Here is a 14,474-nt window from a genome sequence, read left to right as displayed (position 1 = left end):
GGCGTAAAATCGCCGGGATTGGCTCTCAACCACGCCGCTCGCCGGCGCCTGCGATAACCTTTCCAAGCCAGAAGTGGCATAGTCGCCCTGACCGATTCGCCGCTGCGGCGGCCCTCAAAACGCATCAAGATATATGTCCAAGCAGTTGAAAACCAAAGCGAAAGACGACCTGTTCGGCGCCGACGAGCCGAAGTCCCGCGCGCCTGCCGCCAAGACGGCCGCGCGTGGAAGCGGCGGAGAAGCCGACTACACGGCGGCCGACATCGAGGTGCTCGAAGGCCTGGAACCGGTGCGGCGCCGGCCCGGCATGTATATCGGCGGCACCGACGAGAAGGCGCTGCATCACCTCTTCGCCGAGGTCATCGACAACTCCATGGACGAGGCGCTGGCCGGGCACGCGACCTTCATCGGCGTCGAACTCAGCGCGGACGGATTTCTCACCGTGACCGACAACGGCCGCGGCATCCCGATCGATCCGCATCCGAAATTCCCGAAGAAGTCGGCGCTCGAAGTCATCATGTGCACGCTGCATTCGGGCGGCAAGTTCGACAGCAAGGTCTACGAGACCTCGGGCGGCCTGCACGGCGTCGGCATCTCCGTGGTGAACGCCCTCTCCTCGCGTCTCGAGGTCGAGGTCGCGCGCGGCCAGAAGCTGCATCGGATGATCTTCGAGCGCGGCCATCCCAAGGGCAAGCTCGAGGATCTCGGCAAGGTCAACAACCGCCGCGGCACGCGCGTGCGCTTCAAGCCCGACACCGACATCTTCGGCGCCAAGGCCGCGTTCAAGCCGCAGCGCCTGTTCAAAATGACGCGTTCGAAGGCCTATCTGTTCGGCGGCGTCGAGATCCGCTGGAATTGCGCGCCCGAGCTGCTCAAGGGCGTCGAGGACGTGCCGGCGGAGGCGACGTTCCACTTCCCCGGCGGCCTCAAGGACTATCTCGCCGCGGCGATCCATGCCGACACGCTGGTGCATCCCGACATCTTCTCGGGCAAGTCGGGGCGCAACGGCGCGCACGGCGCCTGCGAATGGGCAGTGGCCTGGACCGCGGATGCCGACGGCTTCCTGTCGTCCTACACCAACACCGTGCCGACGCCCGACGGCGGCACGCACGAATCCGGCTTGCGTAGCGCGCTGCTGCGCGGCCTCAAGGATCACGCCGAGCGCGTCGGCCAGGGCAAGCGCGCAGCTTCCGTCACCTCCGAGGACGTGATGGTGGGCGCGGCCGTCATGCTCTCGGTGTTCGTGCGCGAGCCTGAATTCCAGGGCCAGACCAAGGATCGTCTCGCGACCGCCGAAGCGCAGCGCATCGTCGAGCAGGCGATGAAGGATCCGTTCGACCATTGGCTCTCGGGCAATCCGAACATGGCCAACCGGCTGCTCGATTTCGTGATCGACCGCGCCGAGGAGCGGCTGCGCCGCCGCCAGGAAAAAGAGACCGCGCGGAAAACCGCGGGCAAGAAGTTGCGCCTGCCCGGCAAGCTCGCCGATTGCACCGACGCGGGCACGGAAGGCTCCGAGCTCTTCATCGTCGAGGGCGACTCGGCCGGCGGCAGCGCCAAGCAGGCGCGCGACCGCAAGACCCAGGCCGTGCTGCCGCTGCGCGGCAAGATTCTCAACGTCGCCTCCGCCGGCAAGGACAAGCTGACGGCGAATGCCCAGCTCTCCGATCTCGTGCAGGCGATCGGCTGCGGCACGCTCGCGCATTATCGCGAAGAGGATCTGCGCTATCAGCGCATCATCATCATGACGGACGCCGACGTCGACGGCGCTCACATCGCCTCGCTCCTGATCACCTTCTTCTACCGGCAGATGCCGCGGCTGATCGACGAGGGCCACCTCTTCCTCGCGGTGCCCCCGCTCTACAAGCTCACGCACGGCACCAAATCAGTCTACGCGCGCGACGACAACCACAAGGAAGAGCTGATCAAGAGCGCGTTCAACGCCAACGCCAAGGTCGAGGTAAACCGCTTCAAAGGCCTCGGCGAGATGATGCCGGCCCAGCTCAAGGAAACCACCATGGATCCGAGCAAGCGGACGCTGCTCAAGGTGGTGCTGCTCGCCGACGATCGTGACACCACCGCGGATTCGGTGGAGCGCCTGATGGGCACCAAGGCCGAGGCTCGGTTCGCCTTCATCTCGGACAAGGCCGAATTTGCCAGCGAGGAGCTGCTGGACGTCTGACCTGCCAGACCTTTGACGCGTGCACGCAGCCGCGCGTCATCAAGAGCCCCGGCCTCACCGCCGGGGCTTCTTCATTTGCGGGCACGGGGCGACCTGGCGCGGTGATCCTGCCAATGCATCGGCCCGCATGTCATTGATTCCCGCCGTAACACGGCGACTCGGCCAGCGACTCACGAGGCAAAAGGAGGGGCACGGCTGAGGCAGGATTGCCTCCATTTCGGACAAAGCCGAATTTGCTAATGAGAAGTTACCAAAAACAACCTTCGCGATAAAGCCAACAACAGGTTGAAATATCTTAGCTATTTTTGATTTGCACGGCAGCGACCCCAATCCCCGCATACCGGCGTTTTCCGGCGACTGTGCCTGCCCTGCAACAGCATTTCGGCGAGAACCGGCTATAGTCCGGACATCAGATGAAACGAACTTCAGTGCGCTCGCGCTGCTACGACAGACCAAGGTTGGGGATTTTGACATGAAGAAGACTTTGCTCGCTCTGACCGCCGTTGCGGCGATGACCGGTTCGGCCTCGGCCGCTGACCTTGGCGCCCGCCCCTACGTGAAGGCCCCGGCGCCCGCGCCGGTCGCCAACTGGACCGGCTTCTACATCTTCGGCGGTGGCGGCGGCGGCCTCTCGAACCAGGATCAGCACGTGCAGACCACGGTCGGCGCGATCCCGCTGACGATCGACCAGCGCCAGGGCGGCTCCGGCTGGTTCGGCACGGTCGGCGCCGGTTACGACTGGCAGTTCAGCGGCACCTGGGTTGCCGGTGTGTTCGCCGACGGCCAGTTCGGCAGCATCCGCGGCACCGTGCAGGATCCGATCTTCGGCCTGACTGGCAACCAGAAGCTGGAAACCTCTTGGGCTGCTGGTATCCGCCTCGGCTGGCTCGCCGCCCCGAACGTCCTCACCTACGTCAACGGCGGTTACTCCGGCGCCCACTTCGGTCGCACCAACTTCACGGACCTGGCCGGCGTTCCCGCTGGTGTCCATCTCGACGGCTATGATCGTCATGGCTGGTTCATCGGCGGCGGCGTCGAGAACAGCCTGAACTTCTTCGGCATCAGCTCGCCCGGCTGGTTCATGAAGACCGAGTATCGTTCGGCTTTCTACAACGCCACCACCCGCGACGAGCTGTTTGATGTCGGCAACATTCCGACCGGCAACAGCATCCGCACCAACCATTGGAACCAGACGATCTCGACCTCGCTGGTCTACCGCTTCAACTGGACCGGTCCGGTCGTCGCGAAGTACTGATCTGATCTGAAGATCAAGCGTCAAAGCCCCGGCATCGCCGGGGCTTTTTCGTTATGGGAGCTAGCGGAGCTCCCGAACAGGCACAATCCCTCCCCGCTGACTCCCTGAGCCGGCGCGCCGCCATTGTGTCCGAACGGCACCTACGGTTACTGTGCTGCTAGGTTTTCGCGGATCCGCCGCAGTCGTTGATGCCGCGTCGCGACAGAAGCCGGCCGATGGGAGGAATGCATGCGCAGATTTCTGCTTGTGGCAGGCCTGCTTGCGACTGCCGTCGGACTGCTCTGGATCGGACAGGGCACGGGCACTGTGCCGTGGCCGCGATCAAGCTTCATGGTCAACCAGCTGCAATGGGCCGGCTATGGCGCAGCCATGGCAGGCTTCGGGCTGGTGCTGATCTGGCAAAGCAACCAATAGAAGAAACCAGGGAATAGAAGCATGACATCCAGCCGGTTCGATCTTCGCGGCAAAGTCGCGATCGTCACGGGAGGCAATGGCGGCATTGGACTCGGCATGGCCCGCGGCCTTGCCGACGCGGGCGCCGACATCGCCGTGGTCGGACGCAACGAGAGCAAGTCCGCCGCCGCCATCGCCGATCTCAAGCAGCGCGGGGTGAAGGCTATCGCCATCACCACCGACGTCACCGACAAGGCCGCCGTCGCAGCCATGATCGACCGCGTCGTGAGCGATCTCGGCCGCATCGACATCCTCATCAACAATGCCGGCATGAGCATCCGCAAGCCCCCGCACGAGCTCGAGCTCGACGAGTGGAACAAGGTGATCGACACCAACCTCACCAGCGCCTTCGTGTGCTCCAAGCTGGCCTATCCGGCGCTGAAGGCGTCGGGCAACGGCAAGGTGATCAATATCGGCTCGATGATGTCGATCTTCGGCGCGAGCTTCGCGACGGCCTATGCCGCGAGCAAGGGCGGCATCGTGCAGTACACGCGCGCCTGCGCCAACGCCTGGGCGCCCGACAACATTCAGGTCAACGCCATCCTGCCGGGCTGGATCGACACCGATCTCACCCGCGGCGCGCGGCAGCAGGTGTCAGGGCTGCACGAGCGCGTGCTGGCGCGTACGCCCGCGGGACGCTGGGGCCACATCGACGACTTCGCCGGAATCGCCGTGTTCCTCGCCTCGCCCGCCTCGAACTTCGTCACGGGCACCGCGATCCCCGTCGATGGCGGCTTCTCGGTGATGGCCTGAGGCCGGATCCGCACCACGAGACCGCACGCAAAAAAGAAGCCCCGGTGGAAGCCGGGGCTTCGAATTTGGCAGTGACGGTTTTTTAGATGCTTGGTCGCTCGTTGATCGCTCAGTAGCGGCCGATAGTCGGCGCGTCGAACTTGTAGCTCGCGCGCACGACCGCCCACTGAAGATCGCGCGGCTTGGCATCGAACGTGTAGTTGGTCGTGGTGCCGCCAAGCTGATAGGTCTGGCTGGCGAAGGCCGCGTAATTGTATTCGAGTCCGACGATCCAGTTGCGAGTGATGCCGTACTCCCAGCCGGCGCCGACGGTCCAGCCGTTGGCCCAATGGGTCTGACCGCCCGAGCCCGTCGCCGGGCCGACCGTATCGCTGACGGAGAGACGGTTGTTCACGCCGGCGTAGCCGCCCTTGACGTAGAACAGGTTGTTCTGAACCGCGAAGCCGGCGCGGCCGACGACGGTCGCAAGGACATTGGCGCGCCAGGAGAACACGTCGTCACCGGCACCGAACGCGGTGTTCAGGAACGAGCCCTTGTTGTCGAGGCCGGAGATCGTGCCTTCCACACCGAACACGTAATTGTTGGCCTGCCAGTTGTAGCCGATCTGCGCGCCGCCCAAGATGCCGGAGTTGCGCTGACGATAACCCTCGCCCGGAAGCAGATCACCGAAGCCGCCGCTGTTGCCGTTGTTGATGAACTGCTCGTTGGTCCATGCGCCACCGATATGGCCGCCGACGTAAAAACCGGTCCAGTTGAACAGCGGCTCGACATAGGCAGGTGCCTTCGTGTAGCGCGCACCGAGATCGGCGGCGGAAGCAGCGCCGGTCGAAACCAGAGCGGTCGTGCAGGCGAAGGCGGCAATCAATTTGTTACGCATGGTACACCCCGAGTCCTTTGATGGGCGCACGGTCACAGACGGCCCTTACTAAAATTGAAATCAACACGGTTAACGCCGCGGATGAGCACGTCCCGTGCCGTGAATCGGTTGGTGCTGTTGCAGGAGCGCAACGCATCGCGGACGCTTTTACGCGGCGTTATCCCTATCGAGACTTGCCCTACGAAGACGACGCCGCTTTCGAATGGACGTGCTCGGGCCGCACGCCGAGCGCAAGCAGGCGCGCCGGAATGCCCTGGAGCCATGGCAGCGCGGTGATGAGGCGCACGATCAGCGGCACCTTCAACGGCCGGTCGCCGCTCTGCAAGGCGCCGCTGATGATGTTATTCTGCACGACGACCTGCATGCGCTGCGTCATCTTCACCGGAAACTCGCGCCGGCGCCTGACGGCATCGAGCTCGTCCTCCGAGGGGCAGCCGCGCTGCAGCTTGTCCGCCAGCAGGTTCGCGGTCGCGACCGCGTCCTGCACGGCGAGGTTGACGCCGACGCCGCCGATCGGCGACATCGCGTGCGCGGCATCGCCGATGCACAACAGGCCGGGCCGCGTCCAGCGCGTCAGGCGGTTGATCGCGACCGTGAGCAGCTTGATGTCGTCGAAACTCTTCACCTCTGCGATGCCGGATCGAAGGACCGGCGCCATGCGCACGACATCGTCGAGCAGAGCGGCAAGTCCCCTCGCCTTCACAGCCTCATGCTGTCCCTTGGCGATGACATAGGCGCATTGCCAGTAATCACCGCGGTCGAAGGTGATCATCATCTTGCCGGGCTCGACCCGCGCGAACACGTTCTCGGTCTCGCCGGGCCTGCGGCCGGCCCGGAACCAGAGCACGTCCATGGGCGCGCCGATCTCCTCGACCGCGAGCCCGGCGCGCTCGCGCACGGTCGAATGGCGGCCGTCACAGGCAATCGTGAGATCAGCCTCGATGTCGATGATGCCGTCAGGCGTCTTCGCCCGCACACCGGCGATCGTCTCGCCGCGGCGGATCAGATCGACCGCCTCGGTGCTCATCATCACCTCGAGCGAGGCAAAACGCCGGCCGGCTTCGCGCAGGAAATTCAGGAAATCCCATTGCGGCATGAAGGCGATGAAGGGGTATTTGGTATGGAGCCGGCTGAGATCCGCGATGCGCACCGGCGTGCCGCCGAACAGTCCGTCCATCTTCTGCAGGCGCTGATGCGGCAGCTTCAGGAATCCGTCGATCAGGCCGAGCTCGTCCATTACCTCGAGCGTAGAGGGATGCACGGTGTCGCCGCGGAAGTCGCGAAAGAAATCCGCATGCTTCTCTAGCACCACGACTTCGATGCCGGCGCGGCCCAGGAGATAGCCGAGCATCATGCCGGCCGGCCCACCGCCGACGATGCAGCAGCGGACTTTGGTCCGGCTTGGTTGTTGGTCAGATGTCACTGCAGACGCGATCCGCGCTGAGAGTATCGATCGATTGATGCTCGCCGATACTAGCGCGATTCAGGTCGAAGGCAGTCTCAATTCGCAGGGCGCAGGTGAATCATGCCGGTTGGGATCAGCAAACCGGCGCCAAACGCAAGGCCCACTTCACGCGGGCCTTCCCTGACAATCGCGTTCGGCTATTTCTGATCCTCGTTGCTGGTTCCCGAGCCCGGACTGCCGATCGGCACCCCATTGGCAGCACGCCCGACGCCCATGTTTCGCTCGGCTTGCGCAGCTGACGGCGACTTGCCGGCGGCGGTTGGCGCTTGGACATTCGGATTGTTCGGCCCGGTATTGGTGTTCACGTTGGCGCCTGTCGTCGTGCCATGGACCCCCATGCCCGAGGGAGCCGACGGCCCGGAATTGGCGCTGCTGGACGACGTGCCCATTCCGGCCCCCGATGAGGCCGCGGATCCCCCGCTGCCGCCCCCGGTCCCCGTTCCTGCACCCGCCGCTGCACCTGCACCTGCACCTGCACCACCACCGCCTCCGGCGCCACCACCACCACCACCCCCGCCCCCCTGGGCGAAGGCAGCAGTCGAAAGAGCCGCACAAGCGATCGTCACGAGGATGGATTTGCGAAGCATGGATCGTCTCCCTTGTTTGGTGGACAATCCAAGTCAGGAAGAGTTGTTCCTTTGCCGCTCCTCACGCTGCAGACGGCAACGAAACCCCTCAATTATTGCTCCGGTTCGCGCTGCGGAAGCTCTTGATCTCGGACACGCTGCCGTCGCGATAGGTCAGCTCCACCGAGACGGTCTGCGTGCTCGGCGCAAGTTTCATGTAGAGCGGCATGCCGGCGCTGACGGCGCTGGGGTCACGCATGTCGCAAGGCGGCATCTTGAGCACCTGGTTGGGCACGGCGCTGTCGATGCCGATGCGCACTTCGCGGATGGCGCAGCGGTAGGACACGAGATGGGTGTAGTAGACCAACAGGCCGTTGAATTCACGGAACGACAGCCAGCTCGTCGAGGTCATGTCGAGGATCTTGCGCTGGTCGCGGATCAGCGCGGCCTCAGGATCGAACCTGATCGGGAACGGCCCTTGCAAATCACCGGACTGGTCGACATAGCGGACCTCTATGGTGCCGGCTGAAGCATCCGGCGGCAACTCGATCGACGGATTCGGCATCCGCTTGCGCGTGCGCGGATCGAGCGTGTCGATGAAACCGGTCTCGCGGAAATCGCCCTTGCCGGCCATGCGCCAGGAGATGCCGAGCGTCGGATCAGCAAAGGAGAACACCACGCTCCAGCCGCCATTGTGCCGCGAGAAGCTCGCGATCGGCGCGTTGGTGGCTTCCTCCTTCGGCAGCTGCGGCACCGAGACCGGCGGCAGCGCCGCAAGCTTCGTAGGCGGCGGATCGTCGGAACGCGCGATGGCATCCTTGGCAAGGCCGCTGAGGAACACGTCGTCGACCATCTGGTCGAAATAGACGGGCACCTGCCTGTGTTTCACGGTGTCGGCGAGCTCGCTGACGGCACGGCGGGTGCGCTGCGCCACCTGCACGAGGTTCTCGCCGGGCTTGAGCAGCTCCTTGGCGAAGGTGCGCGTGAACACGGAATTGGGGTTGGCATCGTCGTTGGACAGGCGATCGAGCGCGGTCTGCCGGGGTCCCGCGGAGAACACCGAGAACACGCCTTCCGGCAGTTGCGTCATCGGCGCAAGCCCGCCCGCGCCGGCGACCGCGCGGGTGCCCTTGCGCTCGAACGGATTGTTGCGGCAGGCATCGAACACCAGGATCGAGGTCCGCGCCTTCTTGTTCTGGAGACGCTCGACGATACGGTCGGCCAGGATCGAGGCGTCGCGCACCAGCTCTTCCTGTCCTTCGGTCGCCGCCGGCACGTCGGTCGGCAGCAGATAGTTTTGCCCTGCGATCTCGAATCCGTGGCCGGCATAGAAGAAAAACGCGGTGTCGCCCGGCTCGATCGCCTTGTCGAAGGCGAGCAGCGTCTCGGAGAATTGCTGCTGGCTCTGGTTCTCGGCGACCATCACCGAGAAGCCGAGCTGCTTGAGCGTATCGCCCATGGTGCGGGCGTCGTTGACCGCCTTGAGCAGCTTCGGCACGTTCCTGTAGTCGTTGTTGCCGACGACGAGCGCGACGCGCTTTTCGGCGTAAGCGGGAAACGCGAATCCGCTCAGGCCCGCCGCAAGGCCAAGAGCGGCCAGAATTCTGAAAAGCCGACGCGTCATCGTCATGTTCCCGTTGTGGAGCGGCCCATGCTGGTTTCCCTTGAAAGGTCGTTCGTGGGACCCCCTGCCGCTGTGTGATAGTCGGGCCAAGCGCGATGACGGTTCAAGGCTGCTGATCCGCCGATTCCATCATTGGCCTATGGCAGATTCGAGCGGAATCTGCTTTTTCTTGGGCATTCCGTTGAAAGGGGCTGCCGTGTATCGCTGGTGCACCGACGAGGTCGAGCCGCACGACCGCTTCGACTATTGGCGCGAGGTCCGCGCCAAGGGCCTGTTCGGCGTCACGGCCGAGCTCGAGCGCGAACGCCGCGCCGATTTCTACGGCGAGTTCTCGCTGCGCCAGCTTGGCGGAGCCGGCCTCGTCGAGCTGAAGGCCTCAGCCTACACGGTCGAGCGCAGCGCATCCGACATCGCCTACGCGCCGGGCGATGCCATCTGCGTCTACCAGCAGCTCGGCAGCGGCGGCTGGTTTGGCGGGATGCGCGCAAGCGATTTTTCGATCGCCAATGGCAGCTTCGCGACCAGCCATACGGACCTGCCCTACCGCACCGTGCCGCTCGGCGCAGGCGGCTTCCACTTGCGGATCCTGAAGATTCCGGTGAGCAGCATCCCGGGACAGGACAAGCGCATGCGCGAGCTTGCCCCACGGACCTTCGACGATGCCGGCCTGGCGCCCCTGCTCGGCGCCTGCTTTGCCGATCTCGGCGAAGCTGCCGCGGACGATGAAGGCGCCGCCGGGAGCGCTTCGCAGGCCTCCCTCGTCGAGGCTCTGGCTCATCTGGCGCTGATCGAACGCGGTATCCTGAGGCCCGGCAGCCGGCGGGGACAGGCCGCACTGCGGACCGGCCGTCTCTCGCAGGCCCGGCGCCTGATCGCGCGTCACCTGCAAGACCCCAATCTCGCACCGAACATGGTCGCCGATCTGCTCGGCGTGTCGGTGCGCCACCTGCACATGCTGTTCGAGACCGCTGAGAAGAGCTTCTCGCAGACCGTGACCGACGAGCGCCTGAAACAGAGCCGCCGCCTGATGCGCGAGGCGCCGGACCGGCTGATCGCTGATATCGCGACCTCCTGCGGCTTCGAGAGCCTGGCGACCTACTACCGGGTCTTCAACGCCGCCTATGGCATGGCCCCCGGTGATTTCCGGGCCCAGGGCCCCGAGGGGCACTAGCGGCCGCTTGGCCGACCTCCGGCCGAACCCGGAGGTGAGGCGAAAATCCCAGCCGCGCCCGTGATTTGGGCAAAAACCTCAGGTTTTTTAGGGTCTTCCCGCGCCCGCTCCATTGACTTTGGCCGATTCCTGCCTATGTTCCGGGGCGACGCGGCTCAGATCGAAGAGCGATTCCTGAGCCTTGCGCTTTGTTCGCGTGAGTCAGCACCCCCAGCTTCCTAGAGAGCCCGCCGTTTCGGGGTGGAACGCGACAGCCTTATTACCCTCGATTCCGAACGGCGGTTTCGACCAGAGGCTCAATGTCCTTTTCAGATCTCGGACTGTCCGAAAAAGTCCTCGCCGCAGTGGCGGCCACCGGTTACACCACCCCCACCCCCATCCAGGAACAGGCGATTCCCCACGTCCTCGCACGCAAGGACGTGCTCGGCATCGCCCAGACCGGCACCGGCAAGACCGCGGCCTTCGTGCTGCCGATGCTCACCATCCTCGAAAAGGGTCGCGCCCGCGCACGCATGCCGCGCACGCTGATCCTCGAGCCGACCCGCGAGCTCGCGGCCCAGGTCAAGGAAAACTTCGACCGCTACGGCGCAGGCCAGAAGCTCAACGTCGCGCTTCTGATCGGCGGCGTCTCCTTCGGCGACCAGGATGCCAAGCTGATGCGCGGCGTCGACGTGCTGATCGCAACGCCCGGCCGCCTGCTCGACCACACCGAGCGCGGCGGTCTCCTGCTCACCGGCGTCGAGTTGCTCGTCATCGACGAAGCCGACCGCATGCTGGACATGGGCTTCATCCCCGACATCGAGCGCATCTGCAAGCTCGTCCCGTTCACGCGGCAGACCCTATTCTTCACCGCGACCATGCCGCCGGAGATCCGGCGCATCACCGAGGCCTTCCTGCACAATCCGCAGAAGGTTGAAGTCTCCCGCCCCGCCACCACCGCCGTGACCGTGACGCAGGCCCAGGTGCCCGCCGGACGCGAGGCGCATGAGAAGCGCGAGCTGCTTCGCCGCCTGCTGCGCGATGCCAAGGACCTCAAGAACGCGATCATCTTCTGCAATCGCAAGCGCGAAGTCGCCATCGTTCACAAGTCGCTCCAGAAGCACGGCTTCAGCGTCGGGGCGTTGCACGGCGACATGGACCAGCCGGCCCGCATGGCGGCGCTGGATCAGTTCCGCAAGGGGGAGCTGCCGCTGCTGGTGGCCTCCGACGTCGCGGCGCGCGGCCTCGACATTCCCGAGGTCAGCCACGTCTTCAATTTCGACGTCCCCCATCACGCCGACGACTACGTTCATCGCATCGGACGCACCGGCCGCGCCGGCCGCACCGGCACCGCGATCTCCATCGTGACGCCGCTCGACCAGAAGTCGATGGTGGCGATCGAGAAGCTGATCGGCCAGAGCATTCCGCGCGCCGAGGGCGATTACGAGGTCAACGCCGAGGCTGCCGAAGGGGACGAGCGTCCCCGCGAGCAGCGCGGCCGTGAGCGTTCGCGCGGCGGACGCGGTAAAACGCAGCGCGGCGAGCGACGCGGTCACGACCGCGAGCGCAGCCACGAGCCGCGCGAGGCGCGTGGCGAGGAACGGCCTTCAGCCGAAACAAGGCCCGCTCCCGAGGCGAAGCCTGCACGCGAGCCGAGGTCTCCGCGTGAAGGCAGGCAATCATCCGAGCCGCGTCGCGGCGCCCGTCAGCAGGCCACTGCCTCGCATGTGCCGTCGATCGGCCGTCCCGAGCCGCGCCGGCAACGTGAGGCCGATACCGAGCCGGGCGATCATTCGCATCTGCCGGCATTCCTGCTGCGGCCGGTCCGCTCCCCCGCCGGGGCTTGAAGCGCGAGGCGCTCCGGGTTTCGGTTGAGCAAACCCGCAGCGCAACTTTTTAGGCGTAATCGGGAACGTATATTTACGGGGTGTTCACGAACGTCCGTTAGCCTACGAACATAATTTAAGCATTGCTGCGGTCGAGGGCGCGCCGACCGTTGTGGGGTATGTTCCGTGGTCAAGGTACTCGATGAACACGAACGCACGATGGCGTTCGCCGAGGTTGCGCTCGGACAAATCCGATCGCTTCGGCAAACGGCAATTCCCCGAAATTACGAGATCTGGTACGTCTATGCGACGGGCTACAACGCCCCGCTCAACAAGATCATCAACGAGACGCTGGCGCGCAACGGCAAGCTGACCGAAGCCGATCTCGAACAGATCTACGAGACCTATCTCTCCCACATCAAGACCACCGACCGCATCGACAAGGTCGGCGCGCGCGTCATCGGCGAGATCGACGACGTGATGAAGGTTCTCGGCGATGCGCTCGGGATCAGCGGCTCCTACGACGCCAGCCTGTCGGGTGCAACCGCGAAGCTGTCGTCAGCCAAGAGCCGCGACCAGGTCAAGGCGATCGTGGAAACGCTGCTCCGTTCGACCAGCGAGATGCGCGAGGCCAACAAGGCCCTGGAAGACCGCCTCACGCTGTCCAAGAACGAGATCAGCAATCTGCAGCAGAGCCTGGAGGCGATCCGCGCCGAGAGCTTGACCGATCCCCTCACCGGCCTCGGCAACCGCAAATATTTCGACCGCATGATCGGCATGGCCGTGCAGAACGCGCTCGCCTCCGGCGAGCCGCTGTCGCTGCTGCTGTTCGACATCGATCATTTCAAGTCGTTCAACGATTCCTACGGCCACCTCACCGGCGACCAGGTGCTGCGGCTCGTCGGCCTTTCCCTGAAGCAGACCATCAAGGGCCAGGACATCACCGCGCGCTATGGCGGCGAGGAGTTCGCCGTCGTGCTGCCCAACACTGCGCTGCGCCAGGCGCTCACGGTCGCCGATCACATCCGCCGCGCCGTAATGGCGAAGGAATTGAAGAAGAAATCCACCGGCGAGATCCTAGGCCGCGTCACCATCTCCGTCGGCGTCTCCATGCTCAAGCCGGGCGACGACCCCGACGCGCTGATCGAGCGTGCAGATGCCTGCCTCTACGCCGCCAAGCGCAACGGGCGCAACCGTGTGATCTGCGAAGTCGATCCGGAATTCGCGGTCGAGACGCACAACCGCGTGGCGTAAGGTTTTCACGAGCCGCTGTAGGGTAGGCAAAGGCGCGCAGCGCCGTGCCACCAGCACTCTCTGCGACGGAACTATGCCTGTTGGTGGGCACGCTTCGCTTTGCCCACCCTACCGCACCCGTCTCTTGGTTACTTTCTTGGTCACGGCCTTCTTCCCCGACTTCTTCTTCACCGCCTTCTTCGCCTTCGGCCGCTTCTTCACCTTGGCGCGCTGTGCGGCGGCGAGCGCGGCTCTCGCCCACTGCGCCAGCTCCTCGGAATCGTCAAACAGACGCGCGGGCAATTGCCAGTAGGAGTTCACCGTGACGGTCTTGGCGCGCGTGGAATATTGAAACGGCTTGGAGCCTTCCGCTTCGAAGTCCGGGATCGTCGCCTCATCGGCGCGGAAGAACAGGCCGGCGCGCAAGGACAGCGCGAAATTGACGCCGTCGGCGGAGATGCCGTAGCCGGAGAACATCTTACGGATGGTAACGGGGCCAAAATCGGCGAACAGGTCGATCAGGAATTCGCGGTCCATGAAGAGCGTCCCTGGCGAGAAGGCCAGCTTTCATAGCACCGGCGTCATTGCGAGCGAAGCGAAGCAATCCAGGCTGCCTCGGCAGAGGCAGTCGGGATTGCTTCGTCGCAAGGGCTCCCCGCGATGACGGAGAGAGAACTACCCCTCGACCTTCGCCGGCCGCAGCTCGACCGACTCGCCGCAGCCGCAGGCGGAGATCTGGTTGGGGTTGTTGAAGACGAACTGGGCCTGCATCTTGTCGGCCTTGTAGTCCATCTCGGTGCCGAGCAGGAACAGCACGGCCTTGGGATCGACCAGGATCTTGACGCCCTTGTCCTCGACGACCTCGTCGGTCGGGCGGACATCATGGGCGTATTCGACCGTGTAGGACTGGCCGGCGCAGCCGCCGTTCTTTACGCCGACGCGCAGGCCCACGATCTCGGAATCGGCGCGCTGGGTCAGCTCGGTAATGCGCTGGGCAGCAGCATCCGTCAGCCGCATCACCTGCGGGCGTGGCCGCCGCGGCTTCGGAGTAGGTGCTGGTGTCGCCTGGGTCATCTTATCTATCTGGTCC

12 protein-coding genes and 1 pseudogene are annotated in these 14,474 nt (G+C 64.7%); 7 read left to right on the top strand and 6 right to left on the bottom strand.

Features of this window, described 5'->3' with window-relative positions; genetic code table 11:
- Window positions 1–133 precede the first annotated feature (133 nt).
- From parE to BCCGELA001_RS18215, 4 genes are all read left to right on the top strand, one after another.
- Entirely contained in the window at window positions 134–2,182 is a 2,049-nt protein-coding gene (gene parE, locus BCCGELA001_RS18230; RefSeq protein ID WP_060735969.1) for a DNA topoisomerase IV subunit B, read from the top strand.
- A 472-nt stretch (window positions 2,183–2,654) separates the two neighbouring features.
- On the top strand, window positions 2,655–3,437 hold the full coding sequence (locus tag BCCGELA001_RS18225; RefSeq protein ID WP_008558618.1) for an outer membrane protein: 783 nt from the start codon (window positions 2,655–2,657) through the stop codon (window positions 3,435–3,437).
- A gap of 228 nt (window positions 3,438–3,665) precedes the next feature.
- A complete protein-coding gene (locus BCCGELA001_RS18220; RefSeq protein WP_008558617.1) occupies window positions 3,666–3,851 on the top strand; it encodes a hypothetical protein in 186 nt (61 codons plus the stop codon).
- A gap of 21 nt (window positions 3,852–3,872) precedes the next feature.
- On the top strand, window positions 3,873–4,643 hold the full coding sequence (locus tag BCCGELA001_RS18215) for an SDR family NAD(P)-dependent oxidoreductase (protein WP_060735968.1): 771 nt from the start codon (window positions 3,873–3,875) through the stop codon (window positions 4,641–4,643).
- Window positions 4,644–4,752: 109 nt separating this feature from the next.
- Here the strand turns inward: BCCGELA001_RS18215 and BCCGELA001_RS18210 are convergent, their stop codons facing one another.
- From BCCGELA001_RS18210 to BCCGELA001_RS18195, 4 genes are all read right to left on the bottom strand, one after another.
- Window positions 4,753–5,520, bottom strand: coding sequence for an outer membrane protein (locus tag BCCGELA001_RS18210; protein WP_008558611.1), 768 nt, complete (start codon window positions 5,518–5,520; stop codon window positions 4,753–4,755).
- Between the two features lie 178 nt (window positions 5,521–5,698).
- Window positions 5,699–6,943, bottom strand: coding sequence for an FAD-dependent oxidoreductase (locus BCCGELA001_RS18205; RefSeq protein WP_083543363.1), 1,245 nt, complete (start codon window positions 6,941–6,943; stop codon window positions 5,699–5,701).
- Window positions 6,944–7,122: 179 nt separating this feature from the next.
- Window positions 7,123–7,572 (bottom strand): hypothetical protein, encoded by a 450-nt coding sequence (locus BCCGELA001_RS37955; protein ID WP_158511627.1) that lies wholly within the window; start codon window positions 7,570–7,572, stop codon window positions 7,123–7,125.
- A gap of 88 nt (window positions 7,573–7,660) precedes the next feature.
- A complete protein-coding gene (locus tag BCCGELA001_RS18195) occupies window positions 7,661–9,175 on the bottom strand; it encodes a caspase family protein (RefSeq protein ID WP_060737715.1) in 1,515 nt (504 codons plus the stop codon).
- A 196-nt stretch (window positions 9,176–9,371) separates the two neighbouring features.
- Here BCCGELA001_RS18195 and BCCGELA001_RS18190 point away from each other — a divergent pair, with 196 nt between their 5' ends.
- The 3 genes from BCCGELA001_RS18190 to BCCGELA001_RS18180 all read left to right on the top strand — a co-directional run bounded on the left by BCCGELA001_RS18190 (window position 9,372) and on the right by BCCGELA001_RS18180 (window position 13,405).
- On the top strand, window positions 9,372–10,346 hold the full coding sequence (locus BCCGELA001_RS18190) for a helix-turn-helix domain-containing protein (RefSeq protein WP_060735967.1): 975 nt from the start codon (window positions 9,372–9,374) through the stop codon (window positions 10,344–10,346).
- A gap of 299 nt (window positions 10,347–10,645) precedes the next feature.
- Window positions 10,646–12,172, top strand: coding sequence for a DEAD/DEAH box helicase (locus tag BCCGELA001_RS18185; RefSeq protein ID WP_060735966.1), 1,527 nt, complete (start codon window positions 10,646–10,648; stop codon window positions 12,170–12,172).
- Between the two features lie 165 nt (window positions 12,173–12,337).
- Complete coding sequence (locus BCCGELA001_RS18180) at window positions 12,338–13,405, top strand: GGDEF domain-containing protein (protein WP_060735965.1); 1,068 nt, start codon at window positions 12,338–12,340, stop codon at window positions 13,403–13,405.
- Window positions 13,406–13,476: 71 nt separating this feature from the next.
- On the opposite strand, the pseudogene BCCGELA001_RS18175 reads toward BCCGELA001_RS18180, so the two are convergent.
- Window positions 13,477–13,921 (bottom strand): annotated as a pseudogene (locus tag BCCGELA001_RS18175) (TfoX/Sxy family protein).
- A 138-nt stretch (window positions 13,922–14,059) separates the two neighbouring features.
- Window positions 14,060–14,458, bottom strand: a complete 399-nt coding sequence (locus BCCGELA001_RS18170) for a HesB/IscA family protein (RefSeq protein WP_083543362.1) — start codon at window positions 14,456–14,458, stop codon at window positions 14,060–14,062.
- Window positions 14,459–14,474: the final 16 nt, after the last annotated feature.

It is taken from the genome of Bradyrhizobium sp. CCGE-LA001, from assembly GCF_000296215.2.
Classification (GTDB): domain Bacteria; phylum Pseudomonadota; class Alphaproteobacteria; order Rhizobiales; family Xanthobacteraceae; genus Bradyrhizobium.
The sequence above is the reverse complement of the archived record's forward strand: the minus strand, read 5'-3'. Positions and strand labels throughout refer to the sequence as shown.